The sequence below is a fragment of the Kosakonia oryzendophytica genome, assembly GCF_900094925.1.
GTDB classification, from domain to species: domain Bacteria; phylum Pseudomonadota; class Gammaproteobacteria; order Enterobacterales; family Enterobacteriaceae; genus Kosakonia; species Kosakonia oryzendophytica.
This window is the reverse complement of the sequence record NZ_FMAY01000001.1, coordinates 581,714-602,779: the sequence shown is the minus strand read 5'-3', so window position 1 is coordinate 602,779 and position 21,066 is coordinate 581,714. Positions and strand designations below refer to the sequence as shown.

Below are 21,066 nucleotides of genomic sequence, written 5' to 3'. Positions count from 1 at the left end.
TCGCTGAAATCAGTGCTTACTGACCGAATTCAGATTGCACAAATTTTAATGTCTGCTCATGCCGCAATTTACAGACGACATTTTGGTTCGCGAAGATGCCAGAAAATGTTTTCGCCTGCTCTCTCGGAAGAGACTTGATCCAACGAACACCAACAACCCATTCGGAAAGCTCTTCATTGTCAGAGTTTGCGTTTGGGTGTTCTGCTTTCAATCCTGCTGAGAGTAGAGGAACATTCGAATCAGTTATGAAATCGCGAATCATAACCGCTGGTTTGGTCACTTCCCCAAAGCCGACGTAACCGCATCCCTTCATGTAAGCATAAATTTTGTCACCGACTGCAAGACGATTAAGTGCAGATGAATACACCTTCCCTTGACCTGCTCCAATAAAGCCAAATTGTCTGTTATCGTCCCAATTTCGATATTTGCCTTCGCCCACATTCACGAACCAACTACCAGTCCAACCATCTTGATTTGAAGCAATTGCTCTTTGCTTAACTTCTTTTCGTTCAATATAATCTTTAGCTTCCGGTAACGGAATAATTGTTTCCGGTTTGATAAATAGCTCACCATCAGAATCGATAAATGGAGCAAGCCGAGTGCATTGAATATCTACGCCATATTCTCGCAACCATAATACGGCGGAGATGACTTCAGAGTTGAACTCCTTTGAGGCCAAAATAATATGCTGTTTCGCGTTAAGTAACTCAATGTCAGCATCAATAAATTCCTCGATTTTTTTTGTCGCATCAAATTCAGACTTGTTTAAATAGGACGCGTATAGCTTAAAAATCTCACCGGGCAAGAGACTTGAGCAATACGATGCATACTTTATTGCCTGCCATTCAACGGACGAGCCAGAATCATCCCGTTTCAACTCAACCACAACAAGTGCTGCCGATTTATTTACGCAAAGCAAATCAAGGCGCTTGCCAGAGGCAAGAATGACCTCTTTACCAATGACAAGTAGTTCCTCACCTAAAATAGTCGGTTTTTTTTCGATCCATTCCTGAATATCGAAACGTTCCTTCAGCCCAAGTTCCGAGAAGTTTGTTGGTTTTAGTTTGATTAGTGTCTTATTTATTATATCTACACGAAACATTGGCTCTATCTCCTTTCAAACGTTTCCTACACATGAATATGCCATATTCAGCGGGATACCTACACTACCATGATCATAAAAGATAGTACGCAACGTCAGCTTCTCGCTGTGAGTTCAACGAGTCGATGCCATTTTCGTTCTGCATTTTCTTTCTCACAGAAACACGATGTTCTTTAGCACCTTTAAAGAACGCCCCTTTTAATCAGTGTTAGCTTTAGCTCTTACCCTAACAGCCGATTGAAAAGGAGAATCACCATGGAACATCAGGACTGGCATCCGGCAGATATTATTGCGGGTTTACGGAAAAAAGGGACATCGTTGGCGGCGCTTTCCCGTGAGTCGGGGCTGGCTTCATCCACGCTCGCCAATGCCTTAACCCGGCACTGGCCGAAAGGGGAGCGGTTAATTGCCGAAGCGTTAGATACCCGACCAGAAGTAATCTGGCCGTCGCGGTATCCGGGGTGTAAATCCGATCAGTGTGCATATGAAAAGCAGAGCGTATAAAGGCTGAAACATAAAACGGTAATGCTCCCATGCCAGGGGCATTACCGCCTTCTCAATACATCCATTTCTCCACAATCTCATCGCCGAGGTGTTCGCGCAGCAGATCCTCATTGTCCTCCTCGTCGTGGGCGGCCAGTAGGCACTTAAACATCAGCACGTCGAGGTACTGACCCGCGTCGCTGAAGATCTGCGTCAGCATCGGCGAACTGTCGTGATCGAAATACCACACTTCGCCCGTTTCCCGGTGGAAGCACCACAAATTGCCATTGCCAAGGTAGTCGCCAAAAGCAACCAACTGATCAACCAGCGCTAACAGTTGTTCTGCGTCGGGCGCATCTTCCAGGATGTCGCTAATGCCGGGATAAGCATTCAGCAGCGGTTCGATGCTGGCGTATTTCTCGGGCGTTACGCTGCACAGCCTTTCCGCCAGTTCCAACGCACCAATCTGTTCATGATAACGACGCAGCAAGGAGGGCAGGGCACAGTTCAGGCGCTGCTCCAGGGCATCGATCTCTTTGAGGGGCACAGGCGTGATGGGCGGCGGGTTATTCCACAAGTCGAGGTAAGCCTGCGCACAGGCGCGCCACCACGCCAGCCGCTCTGCTTCGTCGGTAAATGCTGGCCACGCAAGTGGTGGCAGAGCCTGGTTATCTGAAGTCATTATCGTGTCCCGATTAATAAGTCTGGCTGTCGACAGTGAAGCGGTAGTTCATATCCATATCGGCGGTCGCGTGCTCGCGTTCGGTTCTCTTCAGCACGAACTCAATAGCAGGCTCGTAATACGCGCCGCGCAGCACTTCTCCGGCGAGGATCTCAACCTCATACATGCCGTTATCAAGGTCAATTTGCGGTCGCCCTGGCTGGCGATAACGCGCCTCAAGCGCGCGGATTTGCGCATCGGTGAAGTTTTGCAGGATCCGCCACGTGAACAGCATTAATTGCCGGTTTTCGATGCGCAGTACATAGCCGCCACGTTGGTGCTGCAAATGGCTTTCCGGCTTGAGCAGTTCCGGTGTCTCATCCGCAAGGGTGAAAAGCACGGTGTAGGGGTAATTTTCAATGCCCGCCAGAGGGATGACAATGCCCTCCTGCACAGCCCGGTCGCCGCTGTCATTGCTGATAAACTCGGATGCCACATCGTCATCAAGTGCATGCTCTTCCTTCCAGGTCTGCAACAGGCGGATGTCGCCCAGCAAAAAGTAATCAATCAGATCGTTGAGCACCTCAACGAATTCATAGCGCATTATCCACTCCGGCGTCAGTTTTGCTGCCAGTTGAGGCCATCCTTCAACCGTTCAGCGGTGGTAGCCACCATAACTTATGGCTTTACTGAGTGTTTTCCTGAACGTTAATGTAATCGAAAATACGTCAACGTGCTGAACGGAGCGCGCAATGCAACGATTACGCTTGATGGGTGAGGGATATGAGCCTCAGGTATGGCAGGAAGGCGAGCGGCTGACCTACTCGCTGCCTGTGGAGTCCGGGTTTGTCAGCTTCGACTTCACGTTTGAAATTCGGCAGCCGGATCTGGATGTGCTTCTTGCCGATGACTACCGCCGCGCGGTGCTGGAGATCGTCGCCCATACGCTGCTCCAGCGCGCGAGTGTACGTATCAACTTTACCCAGAGCGACTTCGATAAACTGATAGCAGAGACACTCCATGCCTCGCCAGAAGCCCTACAAACGCTCATTGCCCGTGTCAGTCAGGATCATCACATTGGGATTGCGCAGTATGCGCAGCAGATCATGGCGCGGCGTAACGGGGCGAAGGGGTAGCGGCCTGTGATTCTGACTGGTATGTATCACGCCATATTCACCTTATGGCAGGGTACTAACCCCTCGTAATTAGTAGCTTTTTTTTGGACGAGTGGGCGGTTAAGGTCTAGGCTGATACTGTCCAAAACGTCAGCAACCCACAAGGCAACCGCCATGTTTAAACGCCTGCTCTCCGCCATCAGCGGCAAAAACGCCTCTGAGCCGACACCGGCCACCAATACGCACACCACGGAACCTTCACAAGACGAGCAGCCAATCGTGGCGTATGACGCCTATGGACGCGAGATGCAGATCCCGCGCAGTGAATGGCGCGAGAAGGTATTTTTACCCTCTCTGGAACAGAAGCGTGATAACGCTGACGAACTCTATCAGGCCATCGTCGATGGGTTGAACGATGGATTTGCTGCGGACCTGGTGCAGGCAGCCGAGCGCCTGCTGGAGATCGATCCGCTTCCTGAACGCAGCCATACCATTCATGGCATTGTACTGATGGATAACGGCCAGCTTACAGCGGCAGAGAACACGTTGCAGGCGGGTATCGCGAAAGCAGGGGCGACCGGTACGCTGCTCACCAATCTGGCGAAAGTCTTTTCTTCGCGCGGTGAAGAAGCGCGCGCAGACGAAACACTATGGCAGGCTGTGCAGGCCGATCCTAATCAGGAAAATGGCCTGATGTGGTGGGCCTCTATCCAGCAGGAGCGTGGCGGCGATGAGGCCTGGCTCGCAGCGCTGAAAACCGCTGCGGCGCTGCCGGGGAGCTGGCGTGCGCAGCTGTGGCTGGCGCGCCATTATCTGCAACAGCAGAATATTGCCGCCGCCCGCGCATTATATGCTGAGGTGCTGGCCGGGGGGCGGTACGACAGCGGCGCGTTGATGATGATTTCCGGCGATTTGGGGAATAACGGGCAGATCCCGCTGATTGTCGAATTGGTGGCACCCGTGTATGACGAGCATCGTCATGATCCGATGGCGGGTCTCAATTTGCTACGTGCCTGGCAGGCGCTGGGCAATGCGCAAGAGGGCGAAAAACTGCTGGCGCGGATGTATGCGCTGGATTATGCGCCTCTGAAGCCTCACCTTGATGAGTTTGCTCGCGCATTCCAGGAGATGAACCTGCACGATGCGACCTCAACCCCTGCCGATGCTGCTGAGCTGAAGGTCAACACACTGGCGATCACTCAGCCGATCTGGCAATACGGCCTGTGTAAAGCCGACTGGCTGTTTGCGCACAAAACGGAAGATGCGCCGTCTGTCGGCTTTTTTGCCTTGTCCAAAATGCAGAGTGGTCGTGAACGCACGGAGTCGCAGCGCGAAGATGATATTGGTCGCATGACGCGGGCGATATCGCTCTATTTTGCCGAAGCCGCACACTACTGGAGCGACTTCGCCAGCCGTTTCTATGTGCAGGTAGTGGAAGGGGGAGGGCCTGTGCTGATGGGGGGAGAAATCGATGGCCATGTACTGTTCGATATTGTCCCGCCGACGATGAAGTTCTTTGTCACCGGGGAGATGGGCTGCACCGGTGAAGGCGAACAGCGTGAGTGGCAACTCTCGTTGAGCCTGTGGGACTGTACCACTCGGGCTAAAAAAGCCAGCATCACAGAACGTTGTGTGGAGGCGGATCTGGGCGCACTGGTGCTCAGTCTTGAGCAACGGCTACTTACGCAAATAGCCGCACCTCGCCAGCAGCCGCTGGATGCGTTTTATCTGCGCCCGTCTGCTGAGGCGATGGCGATTTACCTGGGGGGATTAGCGCAGGCATTCACCCTGACGCTGGTGGCGAATAACACTACCCCGCGCGAGGCGATGTGGGGAGAACGGGCGATGCTCGACTGGCCGCTGCAGATGGCGCTCCAATGGCCGCAGGTGGCGGTGCCAAAGTTAATGTATCTCTCCGGGCTGGGTAAAGCGTTCGATTATCACTCCGACATCCTGGCTGAGTACCGACAACGCAGTCTGGAAATGCTGCGCGATGCTCAGGGGAGCAACAGCCCGGCAGCCTCGCTTGCGCCGCTGGTGTGGAAGATCTTCGGCATGGACGATGAATTCAACGCGCACAGGCAGAATTTACCGGCTGATACCACTCCCGCCTACCGCGACTGGTTACAGCGGGTGGCAGAAAAGTGAACATCTGGTGTTCAGATATGCGTAAACCCACGCGGTGAAGCGTGTCGTAAAGGGGCGTTAGATTTTAACGTTGGGCAGTGGAATCGATAGTCTGGCTGACTTGTTGCGACTGGACTTTACCCTGATGGTGATACCAGGCGCCAATAGTGGAATAGACGAAGCGGCCGAAGAAAAAGAGAAAGCTGATAAGAAGTACGATACGGGTCATGCGACTGTCAAATCGATGTCGTTTTCGCATACTGGGTGCCTGACTCACAATGGTTCCTTTAGGAAAGCCCGATAAACGGGCGACAATGACATTAAGGCACAGACTCCGGGGAAGGTCAATTCAGCCTGGCGCAAAAATGCCATGGATAAAAAATAAACAGAAATTATATAAGATAAATTAAATATTTATATGCGGAATATTATTTCTGCCCAAACGTAAAAAAGCTGTGGAATAAAATAGCTTGCCGAGATTTTCTTGATATATATCAATTATAAGTTATTGTTCAGCACTAAACTTTCGGTTTCTTCGGGCATTTGTACCCCTTGCCCGGCATGGCCAGGTTGAATGCCTGCCTGAAATGCCCACCAGGATCAGGTTTTTGCGTTGAGCATCTATGACATTGATAAAAAAATATAATCATCTGAAAGATCAGTGGTGGGCACTGCCTCTCATCGTCCCCTCGATATTGTTTCCATTATTTAGTCTGGCTAATGCATTTGTTTTAGTCTCCGGGCAGCATGTCATTCTTTACTATCTGCCGATGGCGCTGCTGATAAGCCTGATGATGTTTTACGGCTGGGCGGCGTTGCCTGGTATTATAGTGGCGCTCGTTTTACGTTACGGCACTCTCGAACCGCTCGTTTTGTTTCTGCAAAGCATGCGTTTACTGGTTCCGGTGATACTGAGCTGGGGCGGTTATCGCGTTTTTGTTAGCCGACGACACCGCGTGTCGTACGGTACATCGTTGCTGGTATCCCAGCGCATCTTCTGGCAAGCGCTGTGCCCGGCCACCCTTTATCTGATCATCCTTGAAGTGGGCGTCTGGCTGAACCTGTACGATGTACCGCTCAGCGAGGCGAATGCGATGGCGCTCAATGTACCCATGCTGATTAATTATCAGGGGTTGCTGGTTGGGTTACTCACTGGCGTTCCCTTCAGTTATCTGGTGATCCGCGTTATTCGCCATCCGCGTTATGTCATCACATGGTTCTCGCAGTTGCGCCATGAGTTCGACCCAAAAGTCACGCGCGTGGAGGTGCTGATATGGTCGGTTATTGTTGCAGGAATCGTCTTTTTACTGCTGATGCCGCTTAACATCCACAGCTCAATTTTTAGCACCAACTACACATTATCGTTACTGTTGCCGGTCATGCTGTGGGGCGCGATGCGTTACGGCTATCGTTTTATCTCGTTTGTCTGGACGCCATTACTGATCGTCTCAATTCACTATCTTGACCGCTATCTGCCCAAATTTCCCTCATACGATGTGCAACTGGCAATCGTCTCCTCAAGCTACCTTGTGTTCTCGTTCATCATTATCGCCATGGCAGTGATGGCGACCCGGCAACGTACCGTGAACAGCCGTGCCCGCCGCCTGGCGTTTATCGATCCGGTAACGAATATGCCTAACCTGCGGGCGCTTAACCGTGCGCTGGCGGAAACGCCCTGGTCGGTGCTTTGCTTTTTACGCATACCGGAGCTTGAGCTATTAGGGCGTAACTATGGCGTGATGTTACGCATTCAGTACAAACAACGAATCGCGAACTGGCTACAGCCTTTATTGCAGGCGGATGAGTGCGTGTACCAGCTCTCCGGACACGATCTGGTGATCCGCCTGAATACCCAGTCGCATCAAACGCGCATTGAGGAGCTGGATGCGCGTATCAAACAGTTCCGCTTTGTCTGGGATGATATGCCGCTGCAACCGCAGGTCGGGCTGAGCTACTGCTATGTGCGTTCACCGGTGAAGCACTTATCGCTGTTGCTGGGTGAGATGAGCACCATTGCGGATTTGTCGCTGGCGACCAGCCATCCGGAAAATCTGCAAAACCGCGGTGCAACGAACCTGCAGCGTGGCCTCCGGTTGAAAGTGGACATGATGAATCGCCTGCAACTGGCGCTGGAACAGGATCAGTTTGTGCTGATGGCGCAGCGGATCCATGGCGTGCGCGGTGACGATTACTACGAGATCCTGCTGCGGCTCGCCGAGGAGGGGGGGGAGAGCATCAGCCCGGATGTGTTTTTGCCGGTGGCGTATGAGTTTGGTTTATCGTCGCGCATTGATCTATGGGTTATTGAGCATGTATTGCGCTTTATGGCGCAAAACCGCGAGCGTCTGCCTGCACAGCGTTTTTCCATCAACCTTTCCCCGGCGTCCGTATGTCGCAAACAGTTCAGCCAGGAAGTCCGCCGTTTATTGCGCAAATACGGCATTGAAGCCTGGCAACTGATTTTTGAAGTCACCGAAAGCAATACGCTGAGTAGCATCATGCAGGCGAACCAGACGCTGATGCAATTACAGTTGATGGGCTGTCGGGTGGCGATTGATGATTTTGGCACCGGTTATGGCAGCTATGCGCGGCTAAAAACGGTGAATGCCGATATCCTGAAAATCGACGGTAGTTTTATCCGCAATATTGTCTCTAACAGCCTGGACTACCAGATTGTGTCATCCATTTGTACCCTGGCGCGGATGAAGAAAATGCATGTCGTGGCGGAATATGTCGAAACGGAAGAGATACGCAGCGCGGCCGTTGCGCTGGGGATCGATTATCTGCAGGGGTATGTGATTGGTAAACCTGCGCCGCTCGAACAGCTTATTGCGCCGCCAGCGCAGGTTTGATTAGGCTGCGTGGCGGATCAGGCCGCCACGTCAGATTGCTCTTCTTCGATTTTCAACCGCCAGCCGGTTACGGCTTCCCAGTATTCCTGCTCTTTTTCCAGATCGAGCAGCACCAGTGCATTCTGGCTGAACCAGTCATACGGGAAACTGAGCGTCCAGTGATTGTCATCCGTTTTCAGGCGCAGCGTCGGCGGCGTGGTGGTCGCCTGGCGCTGGTTATTCAGCAACACGCCCAGACGTAAAATTTGCACCAGCGGCAAATACTGCTTCTTCTTGAATAGCGTAAACCGCGGCAGATCGTCGAGCTTGATCCCTTTACGATGGCAGCGAACCAGCGTCGCCATCATCAGTTGTTGCTCCTGGTTAAAGCCCGGCAAATCGCTGTTTTGCAGAATATACGCGGAATGACGATGCATACCGCTGTGGTTAATATTCAGCCCCACCTCATGCAGCATCGCCGCCCACTTCAACAATGCCGCCAGTTGCGGGTTGGCGAGCTTCGGGTTTTGCGCTTGCCACTGATCGTACATCTGGGTGGTGGTATCCAGCACACGACGCGCCTGTTCGCGGTCAATATTGTACTGGCTGGCAAGGCTCTGTGCCGTGCGGCTACGAATGTCCTGGTGACGGAAACGGCCTTCCATCTCATACAGAACGCCTTCACGCAGTGCACCATCGGACAGGCGCAGCTCGCGGATAGCCAGCGCATCGAATACGCCGCACAGGATCGCCAGGCCCGGCACAAACACCACTTTGCGCTCTTCGGAAAGCCCTGGCAGGCTGAGTTCAGCGAAGTTTTTATACTTCAGCACCTCAGCGACCAGCTTTTCCAGACGTTCCGGGGTGATGATGCCATCTTTCTCACCGGAGGCCAGCAGCACTTCATGGGCGGCTTTAATGCTGCCGGAGGCACCAAGCGCCACATTCCAACCCTGAATGCGGAACTGCCACGCCAGCGACTCCAGCTTTTGCGTCGCAGCCATGCGCGCACGACGGAAGTTTTCGCCGTTAATGGTGCCACCGGGGAAATAGAGTTGTGCGAAACTGACACAGCCCATCCGGCGGCTTTCAACCAGTTTCGGTTCGAAATCTTCTCCGATCACCAGTTCCGTCGAGCCGCCGCCGATATCGATGACCAGCTTGCGGCCTTTTTCTGGCTGCGTGTGCTCTACGCCCATAAAAATCAAACGGGCTTCTTCATTGCCCGAAATGATCTCAATCGGGTAGGGGATCACTTTCTCGGCGCGTTTGAGAAAGTCCGTGGCATTCAGCGCCTGGCGCAGAGTATGCGTGCCGACGATGCAAACGCTTGAGGGATCGAAACCCTGCAAGCGCTCGGCAAAAAGCGACAGGCAGGCCAGCCCGCGCTCTATGGCCTCTTCGCTCAGCATGTTATTGCTGTCCAGTCCATCCGCCAGATGAACGCGTTGCTTGAGGCGGCCAATGATCTGCATGGCGCCGTCCACCACACGCGCTATCACCATGTGGAAACTGTTGGAACCCAAATCGACCGCAGCAAACTCTTCCGGTCGTGGTGTCTTCTCTTGTATCGGCATAGATTAGTCGGGCTGTTCGAGTGATTTGATGTAGTCGTAAATCGCCAGTTGTGCGCGTACTTTACGGCGATTGCCGCGCGGCACATAGCGATTACTCAGTTCTTTATCGATATACCTGGCTTTCACGGTATCACTTAAAAGCAAATCGATGATATCCAGAACGCGCTGTTTAAGGCGCGGATCGAGCAGCGGTGCCGCCACTTCAATACGGTAATCGATGTTACGCGTCATCCAGTCAGCGGAAGAAAGATAGACTTGCTTATCGCCGCCGTTCTCAAAAATATAGATGCGATCGTGCTCAAGATAACGGTCAACGATGCTGGTTACGCGAATATTTTCACTGATGCCTTCGAGATCCGGGATCAGCGAACACATCCCGCGCACCAACAGGTTAACCGGCACCCCGGAACTGGAGGCGGCGTACAGTCTGTCTACCAGACCTTTGTCCACCAGGTTATTCAGTTTCAACGTGATTCCCGACGGTTTGCCTTCTTGCGCGTTGGCAATTTCGGTATCGATCATGTCATACAGCAGGCGACGTGAGTTCTGTGGTGAAACCAGCAAATAATCAAAGCTTACCGGGCGGTAAGGGTTTTCAATAAAGTTGAACACCCGGCGTACTTCATTGGTAATACGTGCATCGGCGGTGATCAGCGAATAGTCGGTATAAAGTCGCGCGGTTTTTTCGTTAAAGTTGCCGGTGCCGATGTGGGCATAACGCACCACCTCTTCCCCTTCCATACGGGAGATCAGGAACAGTTTGGCGTGAATTTTTAATCCCGGCGCCGAGAAGATAACCTGCACACCCGCTTCGGTCAGGCGTTTTGCCCAGTGGATATTCGCCTCTTCATCAAAACGCGCTTGCAGCTCCACCACTACCGTTACTTTCTTGCCGTTATGGGCCGCGTGGATCATGGAGTCAATAATGCGCGAGTCTTTTGCCACACGGTAAATATTGATTTTTATTGCCAGCACGCTCGGGTCGAACGACGCTTGACGCAGCAGCTCCAGCACGTGCTCAAACGTATGATATGGGTAATAGAGCAGCACATCGCGTTCGCGAATGGCATCAAAGCCGTTGCGGAATTTGTCAAACCAGAGATGACGCAGGCGCGGCAGCGGTTTATTGACCAGGTTGGATTTGCCGACGTTCGGGAAACCAATAAAGTCTTTAAAGTTGTGGTAACGGCCGCCGGGAATAATTGAGTCATAGCGGGAGATGGTCAGTTTCTCGCGCAGCATTTCCACCATCGCATCCGGCATGTCGCGCTGATAAACGAAACGCACCGGTTCGGCGGTCAGTCGCTGCTTCAGGCTGGAGGACATCAGCTCCATCAGGCTCGATTCCATTTCGTGCACCAGATCGTATTCGGCGTCACGGGTCATCTTCATCGAGTAGGCGTTGAGTGTGTCGTAATCAAAGAAGCCTTTGAAAATATCATCCAGGCAGTAGCGCAGGATGTTATCAAGCAGGATCATCGGCTTACGGCGGCGCGGGGTTTCCGGCGGCAGGTTAACAAAGCGCGGAACCTTGTCCGATGGGATCTCAAGCAATGCATAGCGAATATTGTCGCCACGAATAATTTCCACTGCCAGATAGGTGTAATCATCCTTCAGAAAGCGCACCAGATTGGTTTCGCGGTTGATAAGCGTCGGGGTGATGTGCTGGCGCAGGTACTGTTTAAAGTAGTTACGCAGCCAGCTCTGCTGGTTTTGCGAAAGCTGGCGTTCGTTGATCAGGAAGATCTGATTACGCGCCATTTCCAGCAGCAGATCGTTGTACAGGCTGTCGAACTCCTGGTCGGCTTTCAGTACGCGGGACTGAATTTTGCCCAGCAGATGGCGTGAATTGGTCGGAAGGCCTTGCTCTTCACTGATGATCAGCCGGCGTTTCAACTCCGCAAAACGGACCTTATAGAATTCATCGAGGTTGTTGGAATAGATCCCCAAAAAACGCATGCGCTCGATCAGCGGGTTACTCTTGTCGGCGGCTTCCTGAAGAACGCGTTCATTGAAACACAACCAGCTTAGTTCTTTTTCGAGATATAACTTTTCCTGACCCATTCCTGTTTACACTCCGGTTCAATCTCGGGACACAGCAAGTCCATCTCGCTCTCGCGGCGCCCGGCTTACAGGTGAACGTTGCTGGCGTTCCTTCGTATGACACAACTTATTATGGCGAGCTTTGCCACCAGATGTCCAACTGTGCCAAAAAAGTATGACAGTATTCTTTTTTCTGACTTAAGGTGATGAAAATACAGCGGGGAAGGGATAAACAAGCCGGATAAGACGGAGACGCTATCCGGCATAAGTGATGTAGCAGAGACGTTATTCGTCAGCCGCATAGCCCTGCGGCGGTAAGCAGACGCCATCCAGCCAGGCGGCGTTGTTTTCCATCTTCAGGCGACCCTCGACAAACCAGCTCACCACCAACGGGTAAATGGCATGTTCCTGCGCCTGAACGCGTGCGGTGATTTCCTCTTCTGTATCGCCATCGAACACCGGCACTTTTGCCTGCAAAATCACCGGGCCGCCGTCCAGCTCATCGGTGACAAAGTGCACGGTGGTGCCATGCTCTTCATCGCCATTTTCCAGTACCTGACGGTGCGTGTGCAGACCGGGATATTTCGGCAGCAGGGAAGGGTGGATATTCAACAGACGCCCGGCGTAGTGGGAGACAAATGCCGGACTGAGGATACGCATATAACCCGCCAGCACCACCAGATCCGGCGCATAAGCGTCGATTTCCAGCATCAGTTCGCGATCGAAAGCATCGCGACTGGCGAACTGGTCTGCTGTGAGGGCATGTGCGGGAATTGTTGCTTCCCGCGCACGTTCAAGGCCGAACGCATCGGCCTTATTACTGAATACCGCCCGCAGGGTGCCGTTGATTTTCTTCTGTTCGCAGGCGTCGATAATTGCCTGCAAATTGCTTCCGTTACCGGAAATCAGCACCACGATATTTTTCATTCAATGACCACGCGCTCACTGGAATCGGATGCTTTGATGATACCGATTTTCCACGCGTTTTCACCTTTAGCGTTCAGTAGTGCGATGGCTTTATCTGCTTCAGCCGCTGGCAGTGCAATCACCATCCCGACGCCGCAGTTAAAGGTACGATACATTTCATGGCGGCTGACGTTGCCCGCGCTTTGCAACCAGTTAAACACAGCCGGCCACTGCCAGGATGACTCGTCGATGACCGCCTGGGTGTTGTCTGGCAGTACGCGCGGGATGTTTTCCCAGAAGCCGCCGCCGGTCAGGTGCGCAATGGCGTGTACATCTACGCTTGCAATCAGCTCCAACACGGATTTCACATAAATGCGCGTTGGTTCCAGCAGGTGATCGGCCAGCGGTTTGCCTTCAAGCTGTGTCGTTTGCGGATCGCAACCGCTCACTTCGATCACTTTGCGTACCAGGGAGTAACCGTTGGAGTGCGGACCGCTGGAGGCCAGCGCTACCAGCACATCACCGTCGATCACTTTTGAACCGTCGATGATTTCTGACTTTTCCACCACGCCGACACAGAAACCGGCTACGTCGTAATCTTCACCGTGATACATGCCCGGCATTTCTGCCGTTTCACCGCCGACCAGCGCACAACCGGATTGCAGACACCCTTCGGCGATGCCGTTGATCACGCTGGCCGCTGTATCGACATCCAGCTTGCCGGTTGCGTAATAATCCAGGAAGAACAACGGCTCTGCACCCTGTACCACCAGGTCGTTCACGCACATCGCCACCAGGTCGACGCCAATGGTGTCGTGACGTTTCAGATCCATCGCCAGACGCAGCTTGGTGCCCACGCCGTCAGTGCCGGAAACCAGTACTGGTTCACGATATTTTTGCGGCAGAGCGCACAGCGCGCCGAAGCCACCCAGACCGCCCATCACTTCAGGACGGCGGGTTTTCTTCACCACGCCTTTGATTCGGTCAACCAGAGCATTGCCCGCGTCGATATCAACACCGGCATCTTTGTAGCTGAGAGAGGTTTTATCGGTCACTGCTTCAGTCCCCACGCGTTTACTTGCGGTAGAAATAAAATTCGGCGCAATTCTAACAGCCAAGGCAAACGTTTGCGAGTCCATTATTTCAGGGCGCTGAGGATTCTTACGATATACTCTTTTCCAGTCTGATTGATCGTGATCAAGCGCCTGCCTGTAGCGCAACGGAAAAAAAGCGGTATAATCCGGCGATTTTTTTTGTGGCTGCCACCTGTCTGGGGAAAGGAGAAGAGTATGAAGATCGTGGAAGTAAAACACCCACTCGTCAAACACAAGCTGGGTCTGATGCGAGAGAACGACATCAGCACCAAACGCTTTCGTGAACTCGCCTCGGAAGTGGGCAGCCTGCTGACGTATGAAGCGACTGCGGACCTCGAAACGGAAAAAGTGACCATCGAAGGCTGGAACGGGCCGGTCCAGGTTGAGCAAATTAAAGGGAAGAAAATCACCGTTGTGCCAATCCTGCGCGCAGGTCTGGGTATGATGGAAGGTGTGCTGGAGCATGTACCGAGCGCGCGCATTAGCGTGGTCGGCATCTACCGTAACGAAGAGACGCTGGAGCCGGTGCCGTATTTCCAGAAACTGGTGTCCAATATCGACGAGCGTATGGCGCTGGTGGTTGACCCGATGCTGGCAACCGGCGGTTCGATGATCGCCACGATTGACCTGCTGAAAAAAGCGGGCTGCCACAGCATCAAAGTGCTGGTGCTGGTTGCTGCACCGGAAGGTCTGGCGGCGCTGGAAAAAGCGCACCCGGACGTGGAACTGTACACCGCGTCGATCGATAAGGGCCTCAACGAGCACGGATACATTATTCCGGGCCTCGGCGATGCCGGCGATAAAATCTTTGGTACGAAGTAATTGCTTAAAAATCGAAAGCCGACTTTGATAGTCGGCTTTTTTTTGGGATTCAAAACACTGCCCGCCGTTAAGGACGGGGAGATACACAACAACACTCAGAGGAAAACACTATGACGCGCCGTGCTATCGGGGTAAGTGAAAGACCACCGCTTTTGCAAACCATCCCGCTTAGTCTACAGCACTTGTTCGCCATGTTTGGCGCAACCGTGCTGGTGCCAATCCTGTTTCACATTAACCCGGCCACCGTGCTGCTGTTTAACGGTATCGGGACACTGCTGTACATCTTTATTTGCAAAGGGAAAATCCCGGCATATTTAGGCTCCAGCTTCGCCTTTATCTCGCCGGTGTTGCTGCTGTTGCCGCTGGGTTACGAAGTGGCACTGGGCGGTTTTATCATGTGCGGCGTGCTGTTCTGTCTGGTCTCCTTTATTGTGAAAAAAGCAGGTACCGGCTGGCTGGACGTGATGTTCCCGCCTGCTGCGATGGGCGCAATCGTTGCGGTCATCGGTCTGGAGCTGGCGGGCGTGGCGGCAAACATGGCCGGTCTGCTGCCTGCAGAAGGGCAGTCTGCGGATTCCAAAACCGTGATCATCTCGCTGGTAACACTGGGGGTGACGGTGTTTGGTTCCGTGCTGTTCCGCGGTTTTATGGCCATTATTCCGATCCTGATCGGTGTGCTGGCGGGCTATGCGCTCTCGTTCGCGATGGGCGTTGTCGACACCACGCCGATTGCGCAAGCGCACTGGTTCGCTTTGCCGACCTTCTACACCCCGCGTTTTGAGTGGTTTGCAATTTTTACCATTCTGCCTGCGGCGCTGGTGGTGATTGCCGAGCACGTTGGTCACCTGGTGGTCACAGCGAATATCATCAAAAAAGATCTGATTCGCGATCCGGGCCTGCATCGCTCGATGTTTGCTAACGGCCTGTCGACGGTGATTTCCGGCTTCTTCGGTTCTACGCCAAATACCACCTACGGTGAGAACATCGGTGTGATGGCAATCACCCGCGTCTACAGCACCTGGGTAATTGGCGGTGCGGCGATCATCGCCATTCTGCTCTCATGCGTAGGTAAACTGGCGGCGGCTATCCAGATCATTCCGGTACCGGTGATGGGCGGCGTTTCGCTGCTGCTGTACGGGGTTATCGGCGCGTCCGGTATCCGCGTGCTGATCGAATCCAAAGTGGATTACAGCAAAGCGCAAAACCTGATCCTGACGTCCGTTATCCTGATTATCGGTGTGAGCGGGGCGAAAGTGCACATTGGTGCGGCAGAGCTGAAAGGCATGGCGCTGGCGACCATTGTGGGGATCTGCCTGAGCCTGATCTTCAAACTGATTAGCGTGCTGCGCCCGGAAGAAGTGGTGCTGGATGCGCCAGACAGTGACGTAACGAAGTAATTTTTACGTGGGTTTGAGCCGGGTTTCGCGCCCGGTTCAAACCGAACGGGATTTTATGATAAACTCACTGCGTTTTTTGTAAGCCCTGTTGAGGTCCCTCTGAACACACCGGCACAGCTCTCCCTGCCATTATATTTACCCGATGACGAAACCTTCGCGAGTTTCTGGCCGGGTGATAACCCCTCTTTACTGGCGGCGTTGCAAAACGTTCTGCGCCAGGCACACAGCGGATACATCTATATCTGGTCGCGTGAAGGCGCGGGGCGCAGCCATTTGCTGCATGCTGCTTGTGCTGAACTCTCCCAGCGCGGCGATGCCGTGGGTTACGTGCCGCTGGATAAGCGCACCTGGTTTGTGCCGGATGTGCTGGAAGGGATGGAGCAACTTTCGTTGGTCTGCATCGACAATATCGAATGCGTCGCTGGCGATGAGCTGTGGGAGATGGCGATCTTCAACCTCTATAACCGCATTCTTGAGTCGGGAAAAACCCGGTTGCTGATCACCGGCGATCGTCCTCCGCGCCAGCTTAACCTTGGGTTGCCGGATCTGGCTTCGCGGCTGGATTGGGGGCAAATCTACAAGCTGCAACCGCTCTCTGATGAAGATAAATTGCAGGCATTGCAGTTGCGTGCTCGCTTACGGGGTTTTGAACTGCCGGAAGACGTGGGCCGTTTTCTGCTCAAGCGGCTGGATAGGGAGATGCGTACCCTGTTTGATACGCTGAACGAGCTGGATCGCGCGTCCATTACCGCGCAGCGCAAGCTGACCATTCCGTTCGTGAAAGAGATCCTCAAGCTGTAATACCCGGCCGGACTCGTGCCACTTCCTCCGGCCTGGGCGCGTTATAAAATTGCCAGTACCTGCTCCGGCGGGCGACCAATCCGCGCTTTACCGTTGGCAATCACAATCGGGCGTTCAATCAGCTTCGGATTCTCCACCAGTGCCTGAACCAGTGCTTCCTCTGACAGCGTACTGTCGCCAAGTTTCAATTCTTTATAAAGATCTTCTTTTGTTCGCATCAGTTCCCGTGCGCTGGACATCCCCAGCATCTGCAATAACCTACGCACGGTTGCCGCATCCGGCGGCGTTTCCAGATAGAGCACCACATCCGGCTCTACGCCGTTTTCTTTCAGCAGGTTCAGCGTCTCACGGCTCTTTGAGCAACGCGGGTTATGGTAAATTTGTACGCCGTCTGACATCTTTTCTCCTTATTACATCTTCTGATACGGTTTGAAACGCTGCTGCATCTGCCGTAGCTGATCAATTCGCGCATCGTAACGCGCCTGTTGCAGGCTGCCGAGTTTCACCTGCGCGCTGGCGTTACTCAGTAAGCTTATCGCCTGATCCAGTTTACCCACCAGCGCCAGACCTTCCGCCCGCGCAGCAAGTTCCTGATCGCGGTGATTCAGCGCGGCTTCGGTCTGCGCCAGCAAATCCCAGCCGTTCACATCCTCTTTATTACTGAAGGTATAACGGTTCAGGATGCGCTCTGCTTCTGCGGGCTGACCGCCTTCGAGCAAGGCATTCGCCAGGTTGAGCTGCAATACCGGGTTGGTTTTTACCTCACGGGCGGCATTCAGACGCTTAATGGCATCGGCGCTTTTGTGCTGGCCTAAATCGATGTCGGTTGCCAGGTCGAGGAACCAGGCATTGTCAGGATCGGCGCTGAGCAGCGGTTGCAGGTTTTTGGCGGCATCAGCGTAGTTTTTCGCATCCATCGCCTGCAACGCCCGGCCATATTGTGCGGCGCGCTGCTCACGCACATTGCCTTTCGCCCAGGCGTCAAGCTGGTCGCTGGTCAACTGATTGCGCCCGGAATTGTACATTCCTAACGCCCTGGCTTTCGCCATATAAAACGCCTCAGAGGATTGCACCACCACTGGACGCATCTGGTTGGCGCGGTTGCGGGCATCCGAGAGACGGCTTTCCGGTAAGGGGTGCGTCAGCAGAATTTCCGGCGGACGGGTGGAGTAACGCGACTGGTCGAGGAGTTTCTCCAGAAAGGTGGGCATCGCCTGTGGATCGAAACCGGCGCGTTGCAGTACCTGAATCCCAATACGGTCTGCTTCCTGTTCGTTCTGCTGAGTAAAGCTGATCATCCCTTGCTGCGTACCCGCCAGCGTACCGGTTAACGCCGCCATCCCGGCTTGCGGGCTGGCCATTGCCAGCAGAATTGAGCCGAGCGCTCCGGCCCAGGTCAACGGCGCGCTGCGTTTTTGGTCTTCCATCGCGCGCGCCAGGTGGCGTTGCGTAACGTGAGAAATTTCGTGTGCCATAACCGATGCGAGCTGGCTCTCGTTGTCCGCGTAGCGGAACAGGGCGGAGTGCAGCACGACATTGCCGCCAAAAAAGGCGAAGGCGTTAATTTCGTCGTTATTGACGAGATAAAAATGGAAGGGCGTTTTTACCGAGTCCGCATGGGCTACCAGACGCATCCCCAGCCCGTTGATGTACTGAACCAGTAGCGGGTCGTTAATCAGCGGCGCGCTGCCTCGCAACTGGCGAACATAGTAGTCGCCCATTTGCATCTCCTGTCCGATGGAGAGCGTGCTTCCGGCGGATGTTCCCATATCCGGCAGGCTGTCTGCCGAATCTGCAAACGCCATGGTTATCGGGCCTGTGGCAAGTGCAGCAATAAGGGTGGCGACCAGCGTGCGTTTCAACTGCCTGAACATAACCTCTTCCTGTGTTTGGGGGGTAGTATTATGACCGGTATTCGGGGTCTTCGTTCCGGTTTTCCCGCTTTGCGAGTGTAGCCGCGTTGGCAGGTGAAGAAAATCCCATTCAGCAGAATGTTATGTTTCCCCGAAAGGATACGAAAAGCGAAGTCTTTTTTGTGACATTTCGATACAATTCCACTCCTTAACTCCCGCCAACGAGGCTCAAGAAAAAACGTTATGCTCGAAATGTTGATGCAGTGGTATCGCCGCCGTTTTAGCGATCCGGAGGCAATTGCACTGCTGGTCATTCTCCTTGCGGGTTTCTGTATCCTCTTCTTTTTTAGCGGCCTGCTTGCGCCCCTGTTGGTGGCGCTGGTCATCGCCTATCTGCTGGAGTGGCCCACCGCGCGTCTGCAACGCATCGGCTGTTCGCGCAGCTTTGCTGCCACGCTGGTATTGATGATGTTTGTCGGCATTCTGCTGGTGATGGCGTTTGTGGTCATGCCCGTAGCCTGGCAGCAGGGCATCAATCTGATCCGTGATATGCCCGGCATGTTGAACAAACTCTCTGATTTTGCCGCGACTCTGCCGCGTCGTTACCCGGCGTTGATGGATGCCGGCATTATCGATGCGATGGCGGAGAATATGCGTTCACGTATGTTGACGATGGGCGACTCCGTGGTCAAATACTCCCTTGCCTCGCTGGTCGGACTGTTAACGCTGGCGGTTTACCTGGTACTGGTGCCGTTGATGGTCTTCTTCCTTGTTAAGGATAAAGAGCAGCTTCTTAATGCTGTGCGCCGTATACTGCCGCGCAATCGCGGGTTGGCGGGGCAGGTATGGAAGGAGATGAACCAGCAGATCACCAACTATATCCGCGGTAAAGCGCTGGAGATGGTGGTGGTCGGTGTCGCCACGTGGATTGGCTTTATTCTGTTTGGTCTCAACTACTCCTTGTTGCTGGCGGTGCTGGTGGGGTTCTCGGTACTGATCCCTTACATCGGTGCGTTTGTGGTGACCATTCCGGTCATTGGCGTGGCGCTGTTCCAGTTTGGCCTGGGTACCGAGTTCTGGAGCTGTTTCGCGGTCTATTTAATTATCCAGGCACTGGATGGCAACCTGCTGGTGCCGGTGCTGTTTTCTGAAGCGGTCAACCTGCACCCGTTGGTGATCATCCTGTCGGTGATCATTTTCGGCGGGCTGTGGGGATTCTGGGGCGTTTTCTTCGCCATTCCTCTCGCCACGCTGATCAAAGCGGTGATCCACGCCTGGCCGGACTCACCGGCTATCGAAGAGTAAAGATGCCGGGCGGTGCACGCAGCGCCGCCCGGAAGTCGAATTAATGTGCAGCGTTCTGGTTGCGCAGATAGATAATCCAGTAGGTGATGCCCACCAACAGCCCTCCACCGATAATATTCCCAATCGTCACCGGAATTAGATTGGCGGTAATAAAGTTGCCGACGGTCAGCGCCGGGAAATTATCCGGCGAGGTATGTACGGCGCTCCAGAAGCCCTCTGGCGCAAAATCGCGAATGATGATCGCCAGTGGGATCAGAAACATATTGGCGATACTGTGTTCAAAGCCGCTGGCGACAAACATGCCGATCGGCAACAGCATCGCCATCACTTTATCCGTGAGCGTATGGCCGGAGTAACTCATCCATACTGCCAGGCAGACCATCAAATTGCACAGCGTCCCCAGACAGACTGCCTCAATAAACGTGTGGTGCATTTTATGATCGGCAGTTTGCAGCACATTCAATCCCCATAGCCCGTTGCCGTTCATGGTTTGACCGGCAAACCAAATCAGCGCAACAAAAAACAGCGCGCCTGTCAGGTTGCCAAAATAGACGATGATCCAGTTGACGATCAGTTGCCGCCAGCTCACCAGCCCACTGGCTTTTGCCATTACCGTCAGCACAGTGGAAGTAAACAGGTCGGCGCCACAGACCACCACCAGTATTAACCCAAGGGAAAAACAGAGTCCGCCCGCCAGTTTTGCCAGCGCGCTGGCGGGGGCCGGCCCGCTGGTGACGGTGATATAGAACACAAACGCAATCGAGATAAATACCCCTGCCGTGACCGCGAGAAAAAACGACAGCTCTTTCTTTTTAGTGACTTTATACAGACCAGATTGTTCGGCGACTTTTGCCATTTCCGCAGGAAGTCGCAGGTCAAACGCGTTGCCGGTATCCATTTGATTCTCCTGATTCAATGCACATAAGTGAGATACCCGCGGTCATATGCA

General features: G+C 53.6%; 19 protein-coding genes. 8 read left to right on the top strand and 11 right to left on the bottom strand.

The annotated features are described in order from the left end of the window. Window positions 1-16: 16 nt before the first annotated feature. Window positions 17-1,102: a PDDEXK family nuclease gene (locus GA0061071_RS02830; RefSeq protein WP_088238204.1), complete on the bottom strand. Its 1,086-nt coding sequence runs from the start codon at window positions 1,100-1,102 to the stop codon at window positions 17-19. A gap of 255 nt (window positions 1,103-1,357) precedes the next feature. Between GA0061071_RS02830 and GA0061071_RS02825 the strand changes: the two genes are divergently transcribed. Then, window positions 1,358-1,606 carry a helix-turn-helix domain-containing protein gene (locus GA0061071_RS02825; RefSeq protein WP_061493733.1) on the top strand — a complete coding sequence of 83 codons (249 nt, stop codon included), beginning with the start codon at window positions 1,358-1,360 and terminating at the stop codon, window positions 1,604-1,606. Window positions 1,607-1,658: 52 nt separating this feature from the next. Here the strand turns inward: GA0061071_RS02825 and GA0061071_RS02820 are convergent, their stop codons facing one another. Both GA0061071_RS02820 and GA0061071_RS02815 read right to left on the bottom strand, forming a co-directional pair. Further along, window positions 1,659-2,267, bottom strand: a complete 609-nt coding sequence (locus GA0061071_RS02820) for an SMI1/KNR4 family protein (RefSeq protein ID WP_088238203.1) — start codon at window positions 2,265-2,267, stop codon at window positions 1,659-1,661. Between the two features lie 13 nt (window positions 2,268-2,280). Further along, entirely contained in the window at window positions 2,281-2,850 is a 570-nt protein-coding gene (locus GA0061071_RS02815; RefSeq protein ID WP_088238202.1) for a hypothetical protein, read from the bottom strand. A gap of 148 nt (window positions 2,851-2,998) precedes the next feature. On the opposite strand from GA0061071_RS02815, the gene GA0061071_RS02810 reads away from it, so the two are divergent. Both GA0061071_RS02810 and GA0061071_RS02805 read left to right on the top strand, forming a co-directional pair. Beyond that, on the top strand, window positions 2,999-3,382 hold the full coding sequence (locus GA0061071_RS02810) for a hypothetical protein (RefSeq protein WP_088238201.1): 384 nt from the start codon (window positions 2,999-3,001) through the stop codon (window positions 3,380-3,382). Window positions 3,383-3,535: 153 nt separating this feature from the next. Then, complete coding sequence (locus tag GA0061071_RS02805) at window positions 3,536-5,509, top strand: tetratricopeptide repeat protein (protein ID WP_088238200.1); 1,974 nt, start codon at window positions 3,536-3,538, stop codon at window positions 5,507-5,509. Between the two features lie 64 nt (window positions 5,510-5,573). Here GA0061071_RS02805 and GA0061071_RS02800 read toward each other — a convergent pair whose 3' ends face one another. Further along, on the bottom strand, window positions 5,574-5,765 hold the full coding sequence (locus GA0061071_RS02800) for a YfgG family protein (protein ID WP_071889906.1): 192 nt from the start codon (window positions 5,763-5,765) through the stop codon (window positions 5,574-5,576). 346 nt (window positions 5,766-6,111) lie between these two features. On the opposite strand from GA0061071_RS02800, the gene GA0061071_RS02795 reads away from it, so the two are divergent. Then, a complete protein-coding gene (locus GA0061071_RS02795; RefSeq protein WP_088238199.1) occupies window positions 6,112-8,340 on the top strand; it encodes an EAL domain-containing protein in 2,229 nt (742 codons plus the stop codon). Between the two features lie 17 nt (window positions 8,341-8,357). On the opposite strand, the gene ppx is transcribed toward GA0061071_RS02795, so the two are convergent. From ppx to purM, 4 genes are all read right to left on the bottom strand, one after another. Further along, a complete protein-coding gene (ppx, locus tag GA0061071_RS02790) occupies window positions 8,358-9,896 on the bottom strand; it encodes an exopolyphosphatase (protein WP_061493739.1) in 1,539 nt (512 codons plus the stop codon). Window positions 9,897-9,899: 3 nt separating this feature from the next. Further along, the gene (ppk1, locus tag GA0061071_RS02785; RefSeq protein WP_061493740.1) at window positions 9,900-11,960 is read right to left on the bottom strand and encodes a polyphosphate kinase 1; all 2,061 of its coding nucleotides are present in this window, start codon (window positions 11,958-11,960) and stop codon (window positions 9,900-9,902) included. 264 nt (window positions 11,961-12,224) lie between these two features. Next, window positions 12,225-12,866 (bottom strand): phosphoribosylglycinamide formyltransferase, encoded by a 642-nt coding sequence (gene purN, locus GA0061071_RS02780; protein WP_061493741.1) that lies wholly within the window; start codon window positions 12,864-12,866, stop codon window positions 12,225-12,227. After that, complete coding sequence (gene purM / locus GA0061071_RS02775) at window positions 12,863-13,900, bottom strand: phosphoribosylformylglycinamidine cyclo-ligase (protein ID WP_061499829.1); 1,038 nt, start codon at window positions 13,898-13,900, stop codon at window positions 12,863-12,865. The genes purN and purM overlap by 4 nt, the downstream gene beginning before the upstream one ends. A gap of 234 nt (window positions 13,901-14,134) precedes the next feature. Here purM and upp point away from each other — a divergent pair, with 234 nt between their 5' ends. The 3 genes from upp (at window position 14,135) to GA0061071_RS02760 (ending at window position 16,959) form a co-directional block, all read left to right on the top strand. Beyond that, complete coding sequence (gene upp, locus GA0061071_RS02770; RefSeq protein WP_061493742.1) at window positions 14,135-14,761, top strand: uracil phosphoribosyltransferase; 627 nt, start codon at window positions 14,135-14,137, stop codon at window positions 14,759-14,761. A 110-nt stretch (window positions 14,762-14,871) separates the two neighbouring features. Beyond that, on the top strand, window positions 14,872-16,158 hold the full coding sequence (gene uraA / locus GA0061071_RS02765; RefSeq protein WP_061493743.1) for a uracil permease: 1,287 nt from the start codon (window positions 14,872-14,874) through the stop codon (window positions 16,156-16,158). Between the two features lie 99 nt (window positions 16,159-16,257). Beyond that, window positions 16,258-16,959: a DnaA inactivator Hda gene (locus GA0061071_RS02760; protein ID WP_071889908.1), complete on the top strand. Its 702-nt coding sequence runs from the start codon at window positions 16,258-16,260 to the stop codon at window positions 16,957-16,959. Between the two features lie 41 nt (window positions 16,960-17,000). Here GA0061071_RS02760 and arsC read toward each other — a convergent pair whose 3' ends face one another. Continuing rightward, entirely contained in the window at window positions 17,001-17,357 is a 357-nt protein-coding gene (gene arsC, locus GA0061071_RS02755) for an arsenate reductase (glutaredoxin) (protein WP_088238198.1), read from the bottom strand. A gap of 12 nt (window positions 17,358-17,369) precedes the next feature. After that, on the bottom strand, window positions 17,370-18,833 hold the full coding sequence (gene bepA / locus GA0061071_RS02750) for a beta-barrel assembly-enhancing protease (protein ID WP_061493746.1): 1,464 nt from the start codon (window positions 18,831-18,833) through the stop codon (window positions 17,370-17,372). A gap of 222 nt (window positions 18,834-19,055) precedes the next feature. On the opposite strand from bepA, the gene GA0061071_RS02745 reads away from it, so the two are divergent. Next, window positions 19,056-20,117 (top strand): AI-2E family transporter, encoded by a 1,062-nt coding sequence (locus GA0061071_RS02745; RefSeq protein WP_061493747.1) that lies wholly within the window; start codon window positions 19,056-19,058, stop codon window positions 20,115-20,117. 40 nt (window positions 20,118-20,157) lie between these two features. Here GA0061071_RS02745 and focA read toward each other — a convergent pair whose 3' ends face one another. Further along, window positions 20,158-21,015 (bottom strand): formate transporter FocA, encoded by an 858-nt coding sequence (gene focA / locus GA0061071_RS02740; protein WP_061493748.1) that lies wholly within the window; start codon window positions 21,013-21,015, stop codon window positions 20,158-20,160. Window positions 21,016-21,066: the final 51 nt, after the last annotated feature.